This is a genomic window from Streptomyces triculaminicus (assembly GCF_017349075.1).
Lineage (GTDB): Bacteria > Actinomycetota > Actinomycetes > Streptomycetales > Streptomycetaceae > Streptomyces > Streptomyces triculaminicus.
Genome location: NZ_JAFMOF010000001.1, coordinates 1,641,678 through 1,659,447, shown reverse-complemented (window position 1 = coordinate 1,659,447; position 17,770 = coordinate 1,641,678). Strand labels below are relative to the sequence as shown.

The window sequence follows — 17,770 nt, the reverse complement described above, 5'->3', positions numbered from 1 at the left end:
TGGACGCCGGTTGGTTGCCTCAAGGGGGTGACGGGAGGGCACGGCTGAGGCGGTTTCAGGCCTAGGGCGTGTGCCGACCCGTCGGACACGCCTCAGCCCCGCGCGATGTTCCGCTCGTAGACCAGCCGCAGGCCGATCAGCGTCAGCCAGGGCTCGTGCTCGTCGATGACGCTCGCCTCGCCGAGGACCAGCGGCGCCAGGCCGCCCGTGGCGATGACCGTGACGTCGTCGGGGTCGTCCGCCAGCTCGCGCGCCATGCGGCCGACGACGCCGTCGACCTGGCCCGCGAAGCCGTAGAGGATGCCGGACTGCATGGCCTCGACGGTGTTCTTGCCGATGACGCTGCGCGGCCGGGCGATCTCGATCTTGCGGAGCTGGGCGCCCCTGACGCCCAGTGCCTCCGTGGAGATCTCGATGCCGGGGGAGATGACGCCGCCGACGTACTCGCCGCGCGCGCTGACCGCGTCGAAGGTGGTGGCCGTGCCGAAGTCGACGACGACGCACGGGCCGCCGTAGAGCTCGACGGCGGCGACCGCGTTGATGATGCGGTCCGTGCCGACCTCCTTGGGCTGGTCCATGAGGATCGGCACGCCGGTCTTCACGCCCGGCTCGACGAGGATGGCCGGTACGTCGCCGTAGTAGCGGCGGGTCACCTCGCGCATCTCGTGCAGCACGGAGGGGACGGTGGAGCAGATGCAGATGCCCTCGATGCCTTCGCCCAGTTCGTCGCCGAGCAGCGGGTGGCGGCCCATCAGCCCCTGCAGCAGCACGGCGAGTTCGTCGGCGGTGCGGCGGGGGTCGGTGGAGATGCGCCAGTGCTCGACGATGTCCTCGCCGTCGAACAGGCCGAGGACGGTCTGGGTGTTGCCTACATCGATGGTGAGCAGCATCAGTTGTCCTCTTCCCGCAGGTCCAGCCCGATGTCGAGGATCGGGGAGGAGTGGGTGAGGGCGCCGACGGCCAGGTAGTCGACGCCGGTGTCCGCGTAGGCGCGGGCGTTGGCCAGCGTCAGGCGGCCCGAGGACTCCAGCTTGGCGCGGCCGGCGACGAGTTCGACGGCCTCGCGGGTCTGCTCGGGCGTGAAGTTGTCGAGCATGACGAGGTCGGCGCCCTCGGCCAGGACCGGCGCGATCTGGTCGATGCGGTCGACCTCGACCTCGATCGCCACGTCGGGGAACTCGCGGCGGACGGCCCGGAAGGCCTCGGCCACGCCGCCGGCGGCGATCACGTGGTTGTCCTTGACCAGGGCGGCGTCGGACAGCGACATGCGGTGGTTGACGCCGCCGCCGCAGCGGACCGCGTACTTCTCCAGGGCGCGCAGCCCGACCGTCGTCTTGCGGGTGTCGCGGACGGCGGCGCCGGTGCCCTCCAGGGCGTCCGCCCAGGCGCGGGTGGCGGTGGCGATGCCGGAGAGGTGGCACAGGATGTTGAGCATGCTGCGCTCGGCGGTGAGCAGGTCGGTGGCGCGGGTGCGGACCGTCAGCAGCTTCTGGCCGGCCTCCACCCGGTCGCCGTCCTCCACATGCCGCTCGACCTCGAACTCGTCGGTGCAGGCCACCGAGAGGATCGCCTCGGCGACGCGCAGGCCCGCGATCGTGCCGGCCTCGCGGGCGGTGAAGTCGCCGGTGGCCACCGCGTCCTCGGGGACGGTCGCGAAGGAGGTGATGTCCTTGCCGCCGTCGAGGTCCTCCTCGATGGCCAGGTGCGCGATGTCCTCGATCTGCAGCGGGTCCAGCCCGGCCGCGGCCAGCAGGCGGACGAGCTCGGGGTCGAGCCCGCACTCGTAGGCCTCGCCGTCGTACGCGCCGCAGCCGCAGCCGTCGCCGCAGCCACCGGACGCGTCCTCGGCGGACTCCTGGCCGGGCAGGCCGATCTGGTGCAGCGGACGGTCGTCGTTGGTGCTCACGCGGATCTCCTTGGGGGCGGGAGTCAGGGGCGGGAAGGCGGCCGATTCCGTGGCGGAAACCGTAAGCGTACGGTCCGGGCGCAGCGCCACGATCAGGTGACGGCGCCAGGCGGCGTCGTCACGGTCGGGGTGGTCCTCGCGCCAGTGGCAGCCGCGGGTCTCCTCCCGGCGCAGCGCGGCGGCGACGAGGACCTGGGCGACGTGCAGCAGGTTGGTGGTCTCCCAGGCCTCCGTTCCGGGCTCGGCGGCCTTGTCGGCCTCCTCCTGGATGCGGGCCAGCTCGGCGGCGGCGTGCTCCAGGCTCCGCCGGGAACGCAGCACGCCGGCGCCCTGCGTCATGACGCGCTGGACGGCCTGGCGGGCCTCGGGGGCGAGCAGCGGCAGCGTCGCCGTGCCGGCCACCGGTTCACCCGCGGGGCGGACGCCGTCGGCGGCGTCCGCGGTGATGTCCGCGGCGATGCGCTCGGCGAAGACCAGCCCCTCCAGCAGCGAGTTGGACGCCAGCCGGTTCGCTCCGTGCACACCCGTGCAGGCGACCTCGCCACAGGCGTAGAGACCCTCGATCGTGGTGCGTCCGCGCAGATCCGTGCGGACGCCGCCCGAGGCGTAGTGCGCGGCGGGCGCGACCGGGATGGGCTCGGTGACCGGGTCGATGCCGTGCGCCCGGCAGGCGGCGAGGATGGTGGGGAAGCGGTGCTCCCACATCGTCGCGCCGAAGTGGCGGGCGTCGAGGTACATGTGCTCGGCGCCCTGCTCCTGCATGCGCCGCATGATGCCCTTGGCGACGATGTCGCGCGGGGCGAGCTCGGCCAGTTCGTGCGCGCCGACCATGAAGCGGTGGCCGTCGGCGTCCACCAGGTGGGCGCCCTCGCCGCGCACCGCCTCGGAGACCAGCGGCTGCTGGCCCTCGGCGTCCGGGCCCAGCCACAGCACGGTGGGGTGGAACTGCACGAACTCCAGGTCGGAGACCTCCGCGCCGGCCCGCAGGGCCAGCGCCACGCCGTCGCCGGTGGAGACGGCGGGGTTGGTGGTCGCGGAGAACACCTGGCCCATGCCGCCGGTGGCCAGCACCACGGCCGAGGCCCGCACCGAGCCGACGCCGTCGTGCTGTCCCTCGCCCATGACGTGCAGCGAGACGCCGGCCGTCCGGCCCTCGGCGTCCTTGAGCAGGTCCAGCACGAGCGCGTGCTCGATCGTCTCGATGCCCGCCGCGCGCACGGCCTCGACCAGGGCGCGGGAGATCTCGGCGCCGGTGGCGTCGCCGCCGGCGTGGGCGATGCGGTTGCGGTGGTGGCCGCCCTCGCGGGTCAGCAGGATCTCGCCGGTGCCGGCGTCGGTGTCGAAGCGGGCGCCGGCGGCGATCAGGCGGCGCACGGCGTCGGGACCCTCGGTGACCAGGGTCCGTACGGCCTCGTCGTCGCACAGCCCGGCCCCGGCGACGAGGGTGTCGTCCAGGTGCTGGGCGGGGGTGTCGCCGTCGCCGAGGGCGGCGGCGATGCCGCCCTGGGCCCAGCGGGTCGAGCCGTCGTCCAGGCGGGCCTTGGTGACGAGGGTGACCTTGCGGCCGGCGGCGGCGCAGCGCAGCGCCACGGTGAGGCCGGCGACTCCGGAGCCGATGACGACGACGTCGGCACTGGCCGCCCAGCCGGGGCGGGGCGCGTGCAGTCGTATACCGGTCATCGGTCTGCTCCAGGTGCCTCGAATTCCAGCGGGACGTTGTCGATCAGGCGCGTCGTGCCGACCTTGGCGGCGACGGCGAGGACGGCCGGGCCGGTGTGGTCGTCGGCGACCTCGGTGAAGTCGGAAGGGTCGACGAGGGCCAGGTAGTCCAGGTCGGCCGGCGGGGTCATCCCGGCGGCCTCGTGCAGGACGACGTGGGCGGCGTGGCGGACGGCCGCGGGGCCGAGCTCGACGACGTTGTGGGCGGCGAGCAGGGCGCGGGAGAGCTCGAGCGCGGTGGTGCGGTCGGCGGCGGAAAGGTAGCGGTTGCGGCTGGAGAGGGCCAGGCCGTCGGCCTCCCGGACCGTGGGCACGCCGACGATCTCCACGGGGAAGTTCAGGTCGCGCGCCATGCGGCCGATCAGGGCCAGCTGCTGGGCGTCCTTCTGTCCGAACAGCGCCACGTCGGGCGCGGTGAGGTGGAGCAGCTTGGCGACGACGGTGAGCACGCCGTCGAAGTGGCCGGGGCGGAAGGCGCCCTCGAGGCGTTCGCCCATGGGGCCGGCGCTGACCCGGACCTGCGGCTCGCCGCCGGGGTAGACCTCGTCGACGGACGGGGCGAACACGGCGTCGGCGCCGGCCTCCCGCGCGATCTCGACGTCGGCGTCCAGGGTGCGCGGATAGCGGTCGAGGTCCTCGCCGGCGCCGAACTGCAGCGGGTTGACGAAGACCGTGACGACGACCTGGCCGTCGCCGCCCACCAGCTCGCGGGCGGCGCGCACGAGGGTGGCGTGGCCCTCGTGCAGGGCGCCCATGGTCATCACCACGGCGCGGCGGCCGGTGCGCGGGAGGGCGTGCAGCTCCTCGGCGGTGCGGGTGAGCTGGATGGTCACTGGTTGCCTCCGTCCGCGAGGACGCCGAGCAGGTCCTCCGCCAGTTCGGGCTTGAGCAGGCCGTGCGCGAGGGCGCGGTCCGCGGTCGTACGGGCCATGGCCAGGTATCCGGCGACGGCCTGGGGGGCGTGCGCGCGCAGCTCGGCGATGTGCGCGGCGACCGTGCCGGCGTCGCCGCGCGCGACGGGGCCGGTCAGGGCGGCGTCACCGCTGCGCAGGGCGTTGTCGAGGGCGGCGCCCAGGAGCGGGCCGAGCATGCGGGCGGGGTGCCCGACGCCGGCGGTGCGCAGCAGCTCCATGCTCTGGGCGACGAGGGTGACGAGGTGGTTCGCGCCGATGGCCAGGGCCGCGTGGTAGAGCGGGCGGGCGCTCTCCTCGATCCACTCGGGCTCGCCGCCCATCTCGATGACCAGCGCCTCGGCGGCCAGCCGCAGCGCCTCGGGCGCGGTGACGCCGAAGGAGCAGCCGGCCAGGCGCTGGACGTCGACCGGGGTGCCGGTGAAGGTCATCGCGGGGTGCAGGGCCAGCGGCAGGGCGCCCGCGCGGGTGGCCGGGTCGAGCACGGCGGTGCCGTGCCGGCCGGAGGTGTGCACCAGCAGCTGCCCGGGGCGCACGGCGCCGGTCTCCGCGAGCCCGGCGACGAGGCCCGGCAGGGCGTCGTCCGGCACGGTCAGCAGGACCAGTTCGGCGTGCGCGAGCACATCGGCGGGGGCCATGACCGGCACGTCCGGCAGCATGGCGGCGGCGCGCCGCAGGGAGGCGTCGGAGACGCCGGAGACGGCGACCGGACGGTGCCCGGCGAGCTGCAGGGACGCCGCGAGGGCGGGGCCCACGCGGCCCGCGCCGACGACGCCGACGGTGAGCCGGGCGGGACGGTCCTTGGGGCTCGCATGCTCGGGCGAGAGGTGTGCGTTCACGCGGCGGGATGCCTTCCGTTCCAGTCCGCGGGGGTACCGGACGATTCCCTTGTCATGCTACGCGAGGACCCGCACGCCTCCTCCGTCGTCCCCAGCCCTGTGGACGACGGTTCAGCGCCGGGCGCCGGGCACCGTCCGGGCGGTGCGCCCCTGCCCGGACGCGGCGGTGCGGGCGGGGGCGGTACGGGCGGGGGCGGCCGGGCGCCGCAGGCGGCCGAGGACGGCGGCCCACCGGGCCCGCCGGGCGGCGACGCGCTCGTCGACGACGGCGCGGAAGGCCCGCCGGGTGCGCATCCCGCGGATCAGCTGCCACTCGCCGGTCCCGGGGGCGGGAGGTGCGGGCACGTCGTGCCGGGCGGAACGGTAGAGGTCGAACATGTGCTGCTGAGTGGCGTCCATGTCTCTACGGTGCGAACCGGCGGCCACTTTCGCATCGCGGATTGACGAGGAACGTCAATCGGCGGCCCGACCTGCGCAAAGAGAGGCACGATGGCCCCATGAGCGTGATGATCGACATCGCGGGCCTGCCCACCGAACGCCTGGTGTTCCGCCCCTCGCCCCTCGCCGAGCTGTGCACCGCGCTGCACGCCCTGGCCGAGCCCGGGCACCACCCCGGCCTGCACGGCTGGACGACGGCGACGAACTCCTCCCTCAAGCCCGACCTCGCGGACCGGCTGTGCGAGGCGGACTTCCTGTGGACCTCGACGTTCTCGGACATCAGCCTGCCGTTCGCCGCGCTGCCGGACGCCCACGGCCAGCCGGGAGCCACGCTCACCGAGGACCTCGACCAGCTGGACCGGCTCGACGACGAGCTCTTCGCCGACGCCGCCCTGGAGATCTCCTGCTCCCAGCTCTACACCCAGAAGGGCCCGTCGCCGCTGGTGAACGCCAGGGCCAGGGAACTGGCCCTGGAGCGGGCCACCGCGCGCGGCCCGCGCCAGCTGGACTTCGCCAAGCGGCTGCTGGAGGACCCGCCGGCCGTACGGGCCTGGCTGCGCCGTCTCTTCGAGGACTGCGCGGAGGCGTTCTTCAACGACCTCTGGCAGCGGGTGCGCCTCCAGCTGGCCGCCGATGCCCGGCACAAGACGGAGCTGCTGCGGCACAAGGGCCTCGCCGAGGCGCTGGCCGAGGTGTCGCCCGCCATGACGTTGACGGAGAACGGCACCCGGATCGTCGTCGACAAGCTCGGCAGCGGCCGGACGAGCGCGCTCGACCCGGCGGTCGGCGCGGGCGTCACCTTCGTCCCGTCCGCCATCGGCTGGCCCCACCTGTGGGTGCTGCACGCCCCCGGCTGGCGCCCGGTGATCCACTACCCCGTGGCCGCGCCCGAGCTGCCCGGCCCCGCCTCCCTGGACCTGCTCAAGCTGCGCCTGGAGGCCCTGTCCCACCACATGCGGATGCGGATGTGCCGCTACCTGGCACGGGCCGCGTACAGCACGGGCGAGCTGGCGGCCGGGCTCGACATCAGCGCGCCGGAGGTCTCCCGGCACATCGCGGTGCTCAAGAAGGCCGGCCTGGTCACCACCCGCCGCCGGGGCCGGTACGTCCTGCACCAGCTCGACCTGACGGTGGTGGCCCGGCTCGGCAGCGACTTCGTGGAGGGCGTGCTGCGCTGAACGCGGGAGGGGGAGCGGGCGCTAGTGCGCCGCGCCGCCACCGCCGGCCCGGACCAGCCCGCTCTCGTACGCCATCACCACGACCTGTACCCGGTCGCGCAGGCCCAGCTTGGTCAGGATCCGGCCGACGTGGGTCTTCACCGTCGCCTCCGACAGCACCAGGCGGGCCGCGATCTCGCCGTTGGACAGGCCCTGGGCCACCAGCAGCATCACCTCGCGCTCCCGCTCGGTCAGCCGGCCGATCTCCGCGGTGGTGGGTTCGTTGCCGGCGCTGGGCAGCATCGGGGTGAAGCGGTCCAGCAGGCGGCGGGTGGTGCTGGGGGCGACCACCGCGTCGCCGCTGTGCACGGCGCGGATCGCGCCCAGCAGCTCGGCGGGCGGCACGTCCTTGAGCATGAAGCCGCTCGCGCCGACCTTGAGCGCCGAGAACGCGTACTCGTCGAGGTCGAAGGTGGTCAGGATGAGCACCTTCGGCGGGTCGTCCTGGATGCAGATGCGCCGGGCCGCCTCCACCCCGTCCATCCGCGGCATGCGGACGTCCATCAGGACGACGTCCACCCCCGTGCGGGCCAGCACCTCCAGCGCCTCCTGGCCGTCCCCGGCCTCGGCGACGACCTCCATGTCGGGCTGGGCGGCCAGCACCATGCGGAAGCCGGTGCGCAGCAGCACCTGGTCGTCGACGAGCATCACGCGGATCGACATGCGAGGTCCCTCTCGAAGTAGTGGTACACGCAGGGTACGCAGCCGCTCAGCGGCCGGACCTGATGGGCAGCAGCACGCTGATGCGGAATCCGCCGCCCGGCCGCGGGCCCGCGTCCAGCGTGCCCCCGACCATGCCCACGCGCTCGCGCATCCCGATCAGGCCGTGCCCCATGCCGTCCGCGCCGCCCGCCTCGTACAGCTCGTGCTGGGCGCCGCGGCCGTCGTCCTCGACCAGCAGGCCCAGCCCGTCGTCGAAGTAGGTCAGCCGCACGGTGGCGCCGACGTCGGGGCCGCCGTGCTTGCGGGTGTTGGTCAGCGCCTCCTGGACGATGCGGTACGCGGTCAGCTCCACGCCGCTCGGCAGCGGCCGCGGCGCGCCCTCGATGCGGAACTCCACCGGCAGCCCCGCCCGGCGCACCTGCTCGACCAGGTCGCCGATCTGCTCCACGTCGGGCTGCGGGACGTACTCGCCGCCCTCGGCGGCGTCGTCCGTGCGCAGCACGCCCAGCAGCCGCCGCATCTCGGCCAGGGCCTGGCGGCCGGTGCCGGAGATCGTCTCCAGGGCCTGTTTGGCCTGCTCGGGCGAGGAGTCCAGGACGTAGGCGGCACCGTCGGCCTGCACCACCATCACCGAGACGTTGTGCGCGACGACGTCGTGGAGCTCGCGGGCGATACGGGCGCGTTCGGCGGTGACCGCGATCTGCGCCTGCTGCTCGCGCTCCTTCTCCAGGCGGGTGGCCCGCTCCTCCAGCTGCGCCCAGTAGGCGCGGCGGGTGCGGACGGAGTCGCCGAGGACCCAGGCGAGGATGAAGGGGACGGTCAGGAAGACCGCGCCGATGACGTTCTTGCCCGCCGACGTCACGGGGTCCGGCCAGCGGACCGTGGCCAGCAGCGGCGCCAGCAGGCCGCCGACGAGGGCGTAGCGGGAGGCCCAGCGGGTGTTGCCGGACGCCACCGTGTAGATGATCACCAGGAAGGCGAAGTCCCAGATGTTGGGGCCCACGTCGAACGCCAGCTGGAGCAGCCCGGCCGCCGTCGCCAGCAGCAGCATCTTCTCGGGCCAGCGCCGGCGCAGGGCGATCACGGCGCTCAGCGCCACCGCCGTGAGCACGTGCAGGGCCAGCCGCGCGTGCCCGCCCGTCTCCGAGACGACGGCCAGGCCGCTGAGCGCGAGGAGCAGGAGGGCCCAGAAGCTGTCCACACCCGTCGGGTGCCTGCGGAGGAAGTCGTAGAGGCGGTGCACGTCACCCAGCGTAGGCACGCCGGATCGCCGCCGGGGTCAGCCCGGCGATCGATCCGGTCGCCTCCCTTCTACTCCCCAAGGTGGAGGCCCTCCCGCCGCCGCCCCGGCTTACCGTGTGCGTATGGCAAGCGGAACGGACGGAACGAGAACCTGGCGGGAGGCCGCCGAGGCCGCCCTCTACGGCCCCGGCGGCTTCTACCGCCGCCCCGAGGGCCCTGCCGGCCATTTCCGTACGTCCGTGCACGCCTCCCCGCTCTACACCGGGGCCGTCGTGGAGCTGCTGCGCCGCGTCGACTCCGCGCTCGGGCACCCGGCGGAGCTGGCGTTCGTCGACGTCGGGGCGGGCCGCGGCGAGCTCGTCACCGGCGTGCTCGACCGGTGCCCGCCCGAGTTCGCCGGGCGGCTGCGCCCGTACGCCGTGGAGCTCGCCGCCCGCCCGCCCGGCCTCGACGCGCGCGTGAGCTGGCTGGACACTCCCCCGGACGGCGTCGAGGGCCTGCTCTTCGCCAACGAGTGGCTGGACAACGTGCCGCTGGACGTCGCCGAGACCGACGGCGGGGGCACCCCCCGCCAGGTGCTCGTCCGGCCGGACGGCGAGGAGCTGCTCGGCGACCCGGTCACCGGCGAGGACGCCGACTGGCTGGCCCGCTGGTGGCCGCTGGAGGGCGCGCCGCCCGGCTCCCGCGCCGAGATCGGCCTCCCGCGCGACGCCGCGTGGGCCCGCGCGGCCGGCGGTCTGCGGGCCGGGCTCGCGGTGGCCGTGGACTACGCGCACGATCGCGCCACCCGCCCGCCCTTCGGCACCCTCACCGGCTTCCGCGAGGGCCGCGAGGTGCGGCCGGTGCCGGACGGCTCCTGCGACATCACCGCCCATGTGGCCCTCGACGCGGCCGCCCTGCCGGGCGGCTCGGTCACCACCCAGCGCGAGGCGCTGCGCGCCCTGGGCGTGGACGGCTCCCGCCCGCCGCTGTCCCTCGCCTCGGCCGACCCGGCCGCGTACGTACGGGCGCTGGGAGCGGCCGGCGAGGCGGCCGAGCTGACGTCCCCGGCGGGGCTGGGCGGCTTCGGCTGGCTGCTGCAGCCGGTGGGCGAGGCCTGCGCGGGGCTGCCGGGCGGCGCCCCGGGCGAGCCCGCGGCCGGGGGCTGAGAAACTAGCCCCATGACGGAGACGACAGTCGGCATCGGCGGCGCGGCGGAGAGCACCGACATGGTGCTCAACATCGGGCCTCAGCACCCGTCCACCCACGGCGTGCTGCGGCTGCGCCTCGTCCTGGACGGCGAGCGGGTCCAGCATGCCGAGCCGGTCATCGGCTATATGCACCGGGGCGCGGAGAAGCTCTTCGAGGCGCGCGACTACCGGCAGATCATCATGCTCGCCAACCGCCACGACTGGCTGTCGGCCTTCTCCAACGAGCTGGGCGTCGTCATCGCCGTCGAGCGGATGCTCGGCATGGAGGTCCCCGAGCGGGCCGTGTGGACGCGCACCCTCCTGGCCGAGCTGAACCGGGTGCTCAACCACCTGATGTTCCTCGGCTCCTACCCGCTGGAGCTCGGCGGCATCACCCCCGTCTTCCACGCGTTCCACGAGCGCGAGGAGCTGCAGACGGTGATGGAGGAGGTCTCCGGCGGCCGGATGCACTACATGTTCAACCGTGTGGGCGGCCTGAAGGAGGACCTGCCCGCCGGCTGGCTCGGCCGGGCCCGGCACGCGGTGGCCCAGGTCCGCTCCCGGATGGACGTCTACGACCGGCTGGTGCTCGGCAACGAGATCTTCCGGGGCCGTACGCGCGGCGTCGGCGTCCTCTCGCGCGAGGCCGTGCACGCCTACGGGGTCAGCGGGCCGATCGCCCGCGCCTCCGGCGTCGACTTCGACCTGCGCCGCGACGAGCCGTACCTCGCCTACGGGGAGCTGGGCGACGTCCTGAAGGTCGTCACCCGCGAGGAGGGCGACTGCCTGGCCCGCTTCGAGTGCCTGCTGGACCAGACGCACAACGCGCTGGACCTGGCCGACGCCTGCCTGGACCGGATCGCCGAGCTCGCGCCCGGCCCGATCAACCAGCGGCTGCCCAAGGTGCTCAAGGCGCCCGAGGGCTCGACCTACGTGTGGACCGAGAACCCGCTGGGCCTCAACGGCTACTACCTGGTCTCCAAGGGCGACAAGACGCCCTACCGGCTCAAGCTGCGCTCGGCGTCCTTCAACAACATCCAGGCGCTGACCGAGCTGCTGCCGGGGACGCTCGTCGCCGACATGGTCGCGATCCTGGGCTCGCTGTTCTTCGTCGTCGGCGACATCGACAAGTAACGCCGCCGGTTCGTGGGCAGGCGTTCCGCATACGCCCGAGGGCCGGCCCGTTACGGGCCGGCCCTCGGGCGTATGCGGAAGCGGCCCGCTACGAGATCGCCGTGCGCAACTCGGCGAGGTCTATCTGCTCGGTCTCGTCGTGCGCGGTGAGGTCGATGACCTCGTCCGACTCGACGGCCTCGACGGTCCCGACGGCCCGGACGGCCTGCGCGTCGGCCAGGACCTCCTCGCCGACGACGTCCGCGAGGTCCTGCTCATCGACGGGCTTGGGGGCCGGGGCCCCCTTCTTGTTGCCGAAGAAGTCGAAGCCGCCCTGGGCCCGGGACGCCGGGCGGCGCGCGGCGGGCAGCGCCACGGCGGTGCCGGCCGGGGGCACGGCGACCTTCGCGGGGGCGAGGGCCTTGGCCGGTGCCGGGGACTTCGCGGGCGCGACGGCCTTGGGCGTGGTCATGGACGCGGGAGCGGGCGCCGGCGCGGCCGGGGGCGTCGGCCCGGGCCCGGTCCGGGGCTTGGCCGCCTTCGCCTCGACGGGCGCGGGCTCGGCCTCGGGCTTCGCGGCCGCCGCGGCGCGCTGGGCGGCGGCGTTGCGCTCGAGGTCCCGCAGGGCGTCGGCGGCCCGGCGGAACGCGGCGGCGTCGGGGGCGGTGCCGCCGGAGCGCGTGGCGGACGTGCCCGCGGCCTCCAGCTCGAGCTTCTTCGCCTTGGCGGGCGCCTTGCCCTTGGCGAGCAGGCGGCGGCCCTCCAGCGCGCTGGCACGCCCGGTCTCGGCGGCGGCGTAGCGGCGCAGCAGGTCGGCGTGTTCGGTGCGGAGGCGGGCGAGCTCGGCGCGCTTGTTGCGGAGCTTGGACTCCATGCGCGTCCGTGCCAGACGGGTCTCCTCGACCTCCGTCTCGAGCTCGGCTATGCGCTCCTCGGTCTTCCACTCCTCGCGCGTGCGGGCGGCGGTGAGCTGGGCGACGCGCCGGCCGGCCGCGCGGTCCCAGCGGCGCGTCAGGACCGAGCCGACGACGGTGGCGGCCGCGGCGGCCACGGCGAGGCCCCGTATGACGGTCGTTTCACCCACCACCAGGGCGCCGGCGGCGCAGGCGACCGATGTCGCGGCGACCGTCAACGGTGGAAGAAGCCGGTGCAGGGGTGCGGAATGGCGGTGGCGTCCTCGTGGCATGGCCTGAAACTTACCGTGCGTTGCCATGACCGTGGGACTCCCCCACCAAACTGTTCCCTTGATCTTACTTCTCCCCTACGCGGTCACTTCGTCAGAAGCCGCTTCTCCTTGAGGTACTGCGCGGCCACGTCGGCGGGCTTGAGGCGCTGCGCGTCGACCTTCTTGTTGAGTTCGGTGAGATCGGCCGTGGTCAGCACCCGGGTGAGCTTCCCCAGGGCGTCGGTGATCTTCTGCGAGCCGGCCTTCTTGGCATTCACGACCGGCAGGACGTTGTCGGAGTTCTGCAGCTTCTTGTCGTCCTCGAGGAGAACGAGCCCGAACTGTTCGAGCGTGGCGTCCGTGGTGGTGGTCAGCAGCAGCTGGTCCTTGCCGTCCTTGACCGCCTGCTTGGCCTGGGTGCTGCCGACCTCGAGCGGGTCGATGCCGCTGATCTCGATGCCGTAGGTCTTCTCCAGGCCGGGCTTGCAGAAGGGGCGCTGGGAGCATTCGTCGCCCGCCGCGAGCTTGACCGGCTGCTTCGCCTTTCCCAGGTCGGAAAGGGTCTTGAGCTGGTGTTCCTTGGCGAACTCGGCGGTCACCGCGAAGGCGTTCTGGTCGACGGCGCCGCCCGCGTCGAGCACCTTCAGACCACGCGGCTCCGCGAGTTTACGGAGGGCCTTCACCGTGGCCTCGGCATCGGCCGAGGCGACCTGGGGGGCGTCCTTGCCGTTCTGCTTCTTGTTGAGGAATTCGGCCAGGGTGGCGGCGTACTCGGGAACGACGTCGATCTCGCCCTTCTCCAGCTCCGGTTCATAGAGCTCGCGCGCGTCCGCGGTCTTGATCGACGTGGAATATCCGGCGTCCCTGAGCAGCCGCGCGTATATCTCCGCAAGAATCTTCGATTCCGTGAAAGAAGCGGAGCCGATGACCAGGGACTCCTGCCCCGGCTTCGCGGGGCCGCCCGCCCCGCCGGCGGACTTCTCCAGGCTGTCGCCGCCGCACGCGGCGAGACCCACCGTCAGTGCGGTGACGCCGGCCGCCGCCAGCAGGGCGCGAACGGTCCGCGCCCGGCGCGGGGTCCTGGGCATACGCTTCTCCATCCAGTCAGGCGAGTCGATCTTGAACAGACGTCACATGCCCGCGCATCGGGTCCAGAAACCGCTGCGCCAGCACGAAGGCGCCCTCGACCAGCAGCGCCAGCACGGCCACCAGCAGGGCGCCCGCCACCACCTGCGCGGTGTCGGTGAGCCGGAAGCCGGCCGTGATGATCCGGCCGAGGCCGCCGCCGCCGGGCAGCGCGGCGAGCGTGGTCGTGGCCACCACCTGCACGGCGGCCGACCGCACCCCGGTCACGATCAGCGGGAAGGCCAGCGGGAGCTCGACCCGGGCGACGACCTGAACGCCCGTCATGCCCATCCCCCGCGCGGCCTCCACCATGTCGCGGTCGACCTCGCGCATCCCCACATAGGCGTTGGTCAGCAGCGGGGGTATCGCGAAGAGCACCAGCGCGATGACGGTGGGCCAGGAGCCGTGCGTGCCCAGCGGGCTGAGCAGCAACAGCACCAGCACCGCGAACGTGGGCACCGCCCGCCCCACGTTGGCGATGTTCACCGCGAGGGCGCCGCCCTTGCCCAGGTGCCCCAGCACCACGGCGACGGGCAGGGCGATGGCGCACGAGACCAGCAGGCACACCACGGTCAGGAAGAGATGCTCGCCCAGGCGGTGCCAGACGCCGTCCGTGCCGCTCCAGTGGGCGGCGGTGGTCAGCCAGTCCCACGTCCGCTCGACGACTCCCATCAGGCCACCGCCTTCTCGGGCCGGCCGGCCCCGCGGGCGGCGGGTCCGCGGGACGTCGTACGGCGCTTGGGCCGCGCCCAGGGCGTCAGCAGCCGCTGCACCAGCAGCAGGGCGAGGTCGGCGACGACCGCCAGCACCACGCACAGCACCGACGCGGTCAGCACCTGGGCCTTGAAGTAGCTGCGCATGCCCTCGTAGACGAGGTTGCCCAGGCCGCCGTACCCGATGATGGCCCCCACCGTGGTCAGCGAGACGGTCGAGACCGTGGCGATCCGCAGACCCGCCATCATGGCGGGCAGGGCGAGGGGCAGTTCGACCCCGAACAGCAGGCGCACCGGGCCGTATCCCATGCCGCGCGCGGCCTCCCGGGCCTCACGGGGCACCGACGCGAGGCCGGCGAGGATGTTCCGCACGAGGATCGTCAGCGAATACAGCACCAGGCCGGTCACCACGACCGCCGCCGACAGCCCGAACACGGGCACCAGCAGCGAGAACATGGCCAGCGACGGGATCGTGTACAGGATCGTGGTGGAGGCGAGGACCGGCCCCGCGACGGCCCGCCACCTGCGGGCGAGCAGGGCCAGGGGGAAGGCGACCAGCAGGCCTATGGCGACCGACGCCAGGGTGATGCCGATGTGCTGGAGGGTCGCGTCCGTCAGCTCCTGACCGCGCGTGCGCACGTACTCGCCGCAGATCCAGTCATTGGCGATCAAGCAGTTCCCGTCCGCCATCCGTGCCTCACCTCCCCCTCGGCCTTCACGGTCTGTCACGGCGACCCTAACCCGGGGCACTGACATTCGCCTCCGGCCGTGCGGATCCCTGCCACCATTGTTCGAGCGGCAGTACGGCGACAATGGGGAACCATGATCCGTTTCGAGCACGTCACCAAGCGCTACGCCGACGGCACCACCGCGGTGGACGACCTGTCCTTCGAGGTGGCGGAGGGCGAGCTGGTCACGCTCGTCGGACCGTCGGGGTGCGGCAAGACCACCACCATGAAGATGGTCAACCGGCTGATCGAGCCCAGCAGCGGCCGGATCCTCGTGGACGGCGAGGACATCTCCGCCGTCGACCCGGTACGGCTGCGCCGCCGCATCGGCTACGTCATCCAGCAGGTCGGGCTCTTCCCGCACAAGACGGTGCTCGACAACACCGCGACCGTGCCGCACCTGCTGGGCTGGCAGCGCAAGCGCGCCCGCGCCCGGGCGGCCGAGCTGCTGGACCTCGTGGGCCTCGACCCGACCGTCTACGGCGACCGCTACCCCGACCAGCTCTCGGGCGGTCAGCGCCAGCGCGTCGGCGTGGCCCGCGCGCTGGCGGCGGACCCGCCGGTACTCCTGATGGACGAGCCCTTCGGCGCGGTCGACCCCGTGGTGCGCGAGCGGCTGCAGAGCGAGTTCCTGCGCCTGCAGTCACAGGTGCGCAAGACCGTGCTGTTCGTGACGCACGACATCGAGGAGGCCGTCCGCCTCGGCGACCGCATCGCGGTCTACGGGAACGGGCGCATCGAACAGTTCGACGCTCCGGCGGCGGTGCTCGGGGCTCCCGCCACGCCCTACGTCGCCGACTTCGTCGGGGCCGACCGGGGCCTGAAGCGGCTGTCGGTGACGCCGATCGAGGCCGGAGACCTCGAGCAGCCGCCGGTGGTCCGGCTGGACGACCCGCTGTCCACGGCGGCCGAGCGGCTCGCCGAGGAGGGCGCGCGCTGGGCCGTCGTCGTGGACGACTCGGGACGGCTGCACGGCTGGGTGTCCGCGGACGCGGTGGCCTCCGGCGATCCCGACGCCCGGGTGCGGTCGCGGGCGCGGCGCATGGACGCGTGGCTTCCGCTGGGGGCGTCGTTGAAGAAGGCGTTCAGCACGATGCTGCAGCACGACGCCGGGTGGATCGCCGTGCTGGACGGCGACCAGGCCGATCACTACCTGGGCGTGCTCACCCCGGCCCGGCTGCACGAGTCGCTGCGGCGCTCCATCGAGGCCGACGCGCGGGGCGGGGCGCGCAGCGAGGTGGACCTGGATACGGTGCCGGGGCTGTAGGCCTAGGGCGTGACGGCGCCTCACGCGCGGGTGGCGTCCGCTCCGCCGTTCTCGTCGTCGTCCTCCGGGAGCTTGCACACCCGCTCCATGAAGAAGGCCGCGGCCACGACGCACGCGCCCGCGAGGACGGAGGCACCGGCGTAGATGGCCTGATCCCGCCGGGCGGGGACGTCGAGCCCGTCGATGAGGAGGAAGACGCCGACGCCGCCGTACACGCCCGCGACCAGGGCGGCGACCAGGGCGCTGGCCTGCCCGAAGACGACGGCACGGGCGGCCAGCAGCGGGTCGACGCCCTTCGCGCCGGGCCGGCGCTCGCGCTGGGCGCGCAGCCTGGCCCGCAGGGACAGGGCCGTCGCGGCGAGCACGACGGCGATCACCGCCAGCACGATCGGCGCGGCCACCGGCACGCTCGGAAGCGTGCCGAAGGAGTCCCACAGGCGGGCACCGGCCCACGACAGCACCCCGGCCGCGGCGAACAGCCCGACCAGCACCCCGATCCGAAGTTGCTTCACCGAGCCGTCGCCCCTCATCGTCGTTCTCCCTCGACCACTACACACGCCGAACGGCTACTCCGGCAGTCGGAGTTCCAGGTCGGTACGGGGTTCGACCCCGGCACTGCCGATCTCGGCCAGCAGCTCCACCACCGGGCCCCGGCCCGGAACCTCGGCCTCAGGGTCCACGTCGTACCACGGCACGAGCACGAAGGCGCGCTCGTGGGCCCTCGGGTGCGGCAGCGTCAGCCCCGGGTCGTCGGAGACGACGTCCTGGTACGTGACGATGTCCACATCCAGCGTGCGCGCGCCCCAGCGGCGCTCCCGCACCCGCTCGAAGGCCTCCTCGATCGCGTGACCGCGCTCGAGCAGGGAGTCCGGCGGCAGGGTGGTCTTCACCAGCACCACCGCGTTGAAGTACGACGGCTGGGTGCCCGGATCGACGCCCCACGGCTCGGTCTCGTAGACCGGGGAGACGGCCTTGACCCGCAGGCCCGGCGTGTCCTCCAGCGCGTCGATCGCGCCCTGGAGGATCTCCAGGCGGTTGCCCAGGTTGCTGCCGATGGAGATCACGGCTCGCTTGGGGTTGCTCAGCGTCACATCGGCGGCGTCCACCCGCTCCACCACGGAGGCGGGCACCGGCTGCACGGTCGGGTCGCTGCTGCTCATACTCGGCTCCGGGTGATCGTGATGGTCACATCGTCGAACGGCACGGTGATCGGCGCGTCGGGCTTGTGCACGACGACCTCCACCTCCCGCACCGGATCGTGCTTGAGGCATTGCTCGGCGATCCGCTCGGCAAGCGTCTCGATGAGGTCGACGGGCTCGCCCTCGACGATGCCGACGACCTCCTCCGCCACGATGCCGTAGTGCACTGTCTTCGCGAGGTCGTCGTCGGCCGCGGCAGCCCGCGTGTCCAGGCTCAGCACCAGGTCCACGATGAAGGTCTGACCCTCCTCGCGTTCCCGGGGGAACACCCCGTGGTGCCCGCGAGCCTTCAAGCCGCGCAGCGCGACACGATCCACACGAATCACTCCTGCTGGTTGTCGGTATGGGCCGGTACG

At 73.5% G+C, this 17,770-nt stretch carries 18 protein-coding genes and 1 pseudogene; 4 read left to right on the top strand and 15 right to left on the bottom strand.

Features of this window, described 5'->3' with window-relative positions; translation table 11 throughout:
• Positions 1-92 precede the first annotated feature (92 nt).
• The 6 genes and pseudogenes from J1792_RS07715 to J1792_RS07695 form a co-directional block, all read right to left on the bottom strand.
• Entirely contained in the window at positions 93-890 is a 798-nt protein-coding gene (locus tag J1792_RS07715; protein ID WP_086572801.1) for a type III pantothenate kinase, read from the bottom strand.
• Entirely contained in the window at positions 890-1,906 is a 1,017-nt protein-coding gene (gene nadC, locus J1792_RS33915; RefSeq protein ID WP_242705457.1) for a carboxylating nicotinate-nucleotide diphosphorylase, read from the bottom strand. Before nadC ends, J1792_RS07715 begins: the two co-directional genes overlap by 1 nt.
• Before the next feature lie 30 nt (positions 1,907-1,936).
• Positions 1,937-3,586, bottom strand: a pseudogene (locus J1792_RS33910) (L-aspartate oxidase); the annotation flags it as partial.
• Entirely contained in the window at positions 3,583-4,458 is an 876-nt protein-coding gene (gene panC / locus J1792_RS07705; protein ID WP_086572797.1) for a pantoate--beta-alanine ligase, read from the bottom strand. The pseudogene J1792_RS33910 and the gene panC, both read right to left, overlap by 4 nt.
• Positions 4,455-5,375 (bottom strand): Rossmann-like and DUF2520 domain-containing protein, encoded by a 921-nt coding sequence (locus tag J1792_RS07700; protein WP_307842921.1) that lies wholly within the window; start codon positions 5,373-5,375, stop codon positions 4,455-4,457. The genes panC and J1792_RS07700 overlap by 4 nt, the downstream gene beginning before the upstream one ends.
• A gap of 111 nt (positions 5,376-5,486) precedes the next feature.
• Positions 5,487-5,774: a hypothetical protein gene (locus J1792_RS07695; RefSeq protein WP_207246881.1), complete on the bottom strand. Its 288-nt coding sequence runs from the start codon at positions 5,772-5,774 to the stop codon at positions 5,487-5,489.
• 98 nt (positions 5,775-5,872) lie between these two features.
• On the opposite strand from J1792_RS07695, the gene J1792_RS07690 reads away from it, so the two are divergent.
• Complete coding sequence (locus tag J1792_RS07690) at positions 5,873-6,991, top strand: DUF5937 family protein (RefSeq protein ID WP_207246880.1); 1,119 nt, start codon at positions 5,873-5,875, stop codon at positions 6,989-6,991.
• A 21-nt stretch (positions 6,992-7,012) separates the two neighbouring features.
• On the opposite strand, the gene J1792_RS07685 is transcribed toward J1792_RS07690, so the two are convergent.
• Together J1792_RS07685 and J1792_RS07680 are read right to left on the bottom strand one after the other, a co-directional pair.
• The gene (locus J1792_RS07685) at positions 7,013-7,693 is read right to left on the bottom strand and encodes a response regulator (protein WP_086566624.1); all 681 of its coding nucleotides are present in this window, start codon (positions 7,691-7,693) and stop codon (positions 7,013-7,015) included.
• 46 nt (positions 7,694-7,739) lie between these two features.
• Positions 7,740-8,936: a sensor histidine kinase gene (locus J1792_RS07680; RefSeq protein WP_086566630.1), complete on the bottom strand. Its 1,197-nt coding sequence runs from the start codon at positions 8,934-8,936 to the stop codon at positions 7,740-7,742.
• A gap of 121 nt (positions 8,937-9,057) precedes the next feature.
• Here J1792_RS07680 and J1792_RS07675 point away from each other — a divergent pair, with 121 nt between their 5' ends.
• Entirely contained in the window at positions 9,058-10,083 is a 1,026-nt protein-coding gene (locus J1792_RS07675; RefSeq protein WP_086566623.1) for an SAM-dependent methyltransferase, read from the top strand.
• Between the two features lie 12 nt (positions 10,084-10,095).
• Positions 10,096-11,238 (top strand): NADH-quinone oxidoreductase subunit D, encoded by a 1,143-nt coding sequence (locus tag J1792_RS07670; RefSeq protein WP_086566622.1) that lies wholly within the window; start codon positions 10,096-10,098, stop codon positions 11,236-11,238.
• Between the two features lie 88 nt (positions 11,239-11,326).
• Here J1792_RS07670 and J1792_RS07665 read toward each other — a convergent pair whose 3' ends face one another.
• The 4 genes from J1792_RS07665 to J1792_RS07650 all read right to left on the bottom strand — a co-directional run bounded on the left by J1792_RS07665 (position 11,327) and on the right by J1792_RS07650 (position 14,910).
• A complete protein-coding gene (locus J1792_RS07665) occupies positions 11,327-12,349 on the bottom strand; it encodes a hypothetical protein (RefSeq protein WP_307842919.1) in 1,023 nt (340 codons plus the stop codon).
• A gap of 137 nt (positions 12,350-12,486) precedes the next feature.
• Entirely contained in the window at positions 12,487-13,470 is a 984-nt protein-coding gene (locus J1792_RS07660) for an ABC transporter substrate-binding protein (RefSeq protein ID WP_207246878.1), read from the bottom strand.
• Between the two features lie 16 nt (positions 13,471-13,486).
• Entirely contained in the window at positions 13,487-14,179 is a 693-nt protein-coding gene (locus tag J1792_RS07655; RefSeq protein WP_086566617.1) for an ABC transporter permease, read from the bottom strand.
• A complete protein-coding gene (locus J1792_RS07650; RefSeq protein ID WP_086566615.1) occupies positions 14,179-14,910 on the bottom strand; it encodes an ABC transporter permease in 732 nt (243 codons plus the stop codon). Before J1792_RS07650 ends, J1792_RS07655 begins: the two co-directional genes overlap by 1 nt.
• 132 nt (positions 14,911-15,042) lie before the next feature.
• Between J1792_RS07650 and J1792_RS07645 the strand changes: the two genes are divergently transcribed.
• The gene (locus tag J1792_RS07645) at positions 15,043-16,215 is read left to right on the top strand and encodes an ABC transporter ATP-binding protein (protein WP_086566613.1); all 1,173 of its coding nucleotides are present in this window, start codon (positions 15,043-15,045) and stop codon (positions 16,213-16,215) included.
• Positions 16,216-16,235: 20 nt separating this feature from the next.
• On the opposite strand, the gene J1792_RS07640 is transcribed toward J1792_RS07645, so the two are convergent.
• From J1792_RS07640 to folB, 3 genes are read right to left on the bottom strand one after another with little or no spacing between them, the layout of a single operon-like run.
• The gene (locus J1792_RS07640; RefSeq protein ID WP_179198753.1) at positions 16,236-16,727 is read right to left on the bottom strand and encodes a DUF3180 domain-containing protein; all 492 of its coding nucleotides are present in this window, start codon (positions 16,725-16,727) and stop codon (positions 16,236-16,238) included.
• Between the two features lie 54 nt (positions 16,728-16,781).
• Positions 16,782-17,375: a 2-amino-4-hydroxy-6-hydroxymethyldihydropteridine diphosphokinase gene (folK, locus tag J1792_RS07635; RefSeq protein ID WP_207246877.1), complete on the bottom strand. Its 594-nt coding sequence runs from the start codon at positions 17,373-17,375 to the stop codon at positions 16,782-16,784.
• Entirely contained in the window at positions 17,372-17,731 is a 360-nt protein-coding gene (gene folB / locus J1792_RS07630) for a dihydroneopterin aldolase (RefSeq protein ID WP_362255359.1), read from the bottom strand. Before folB ends, folK begins: the two co-directional genes overlap by 4 nt.
• Positions 17,732-17,770 lie beyond the last annotated feature (39 nt).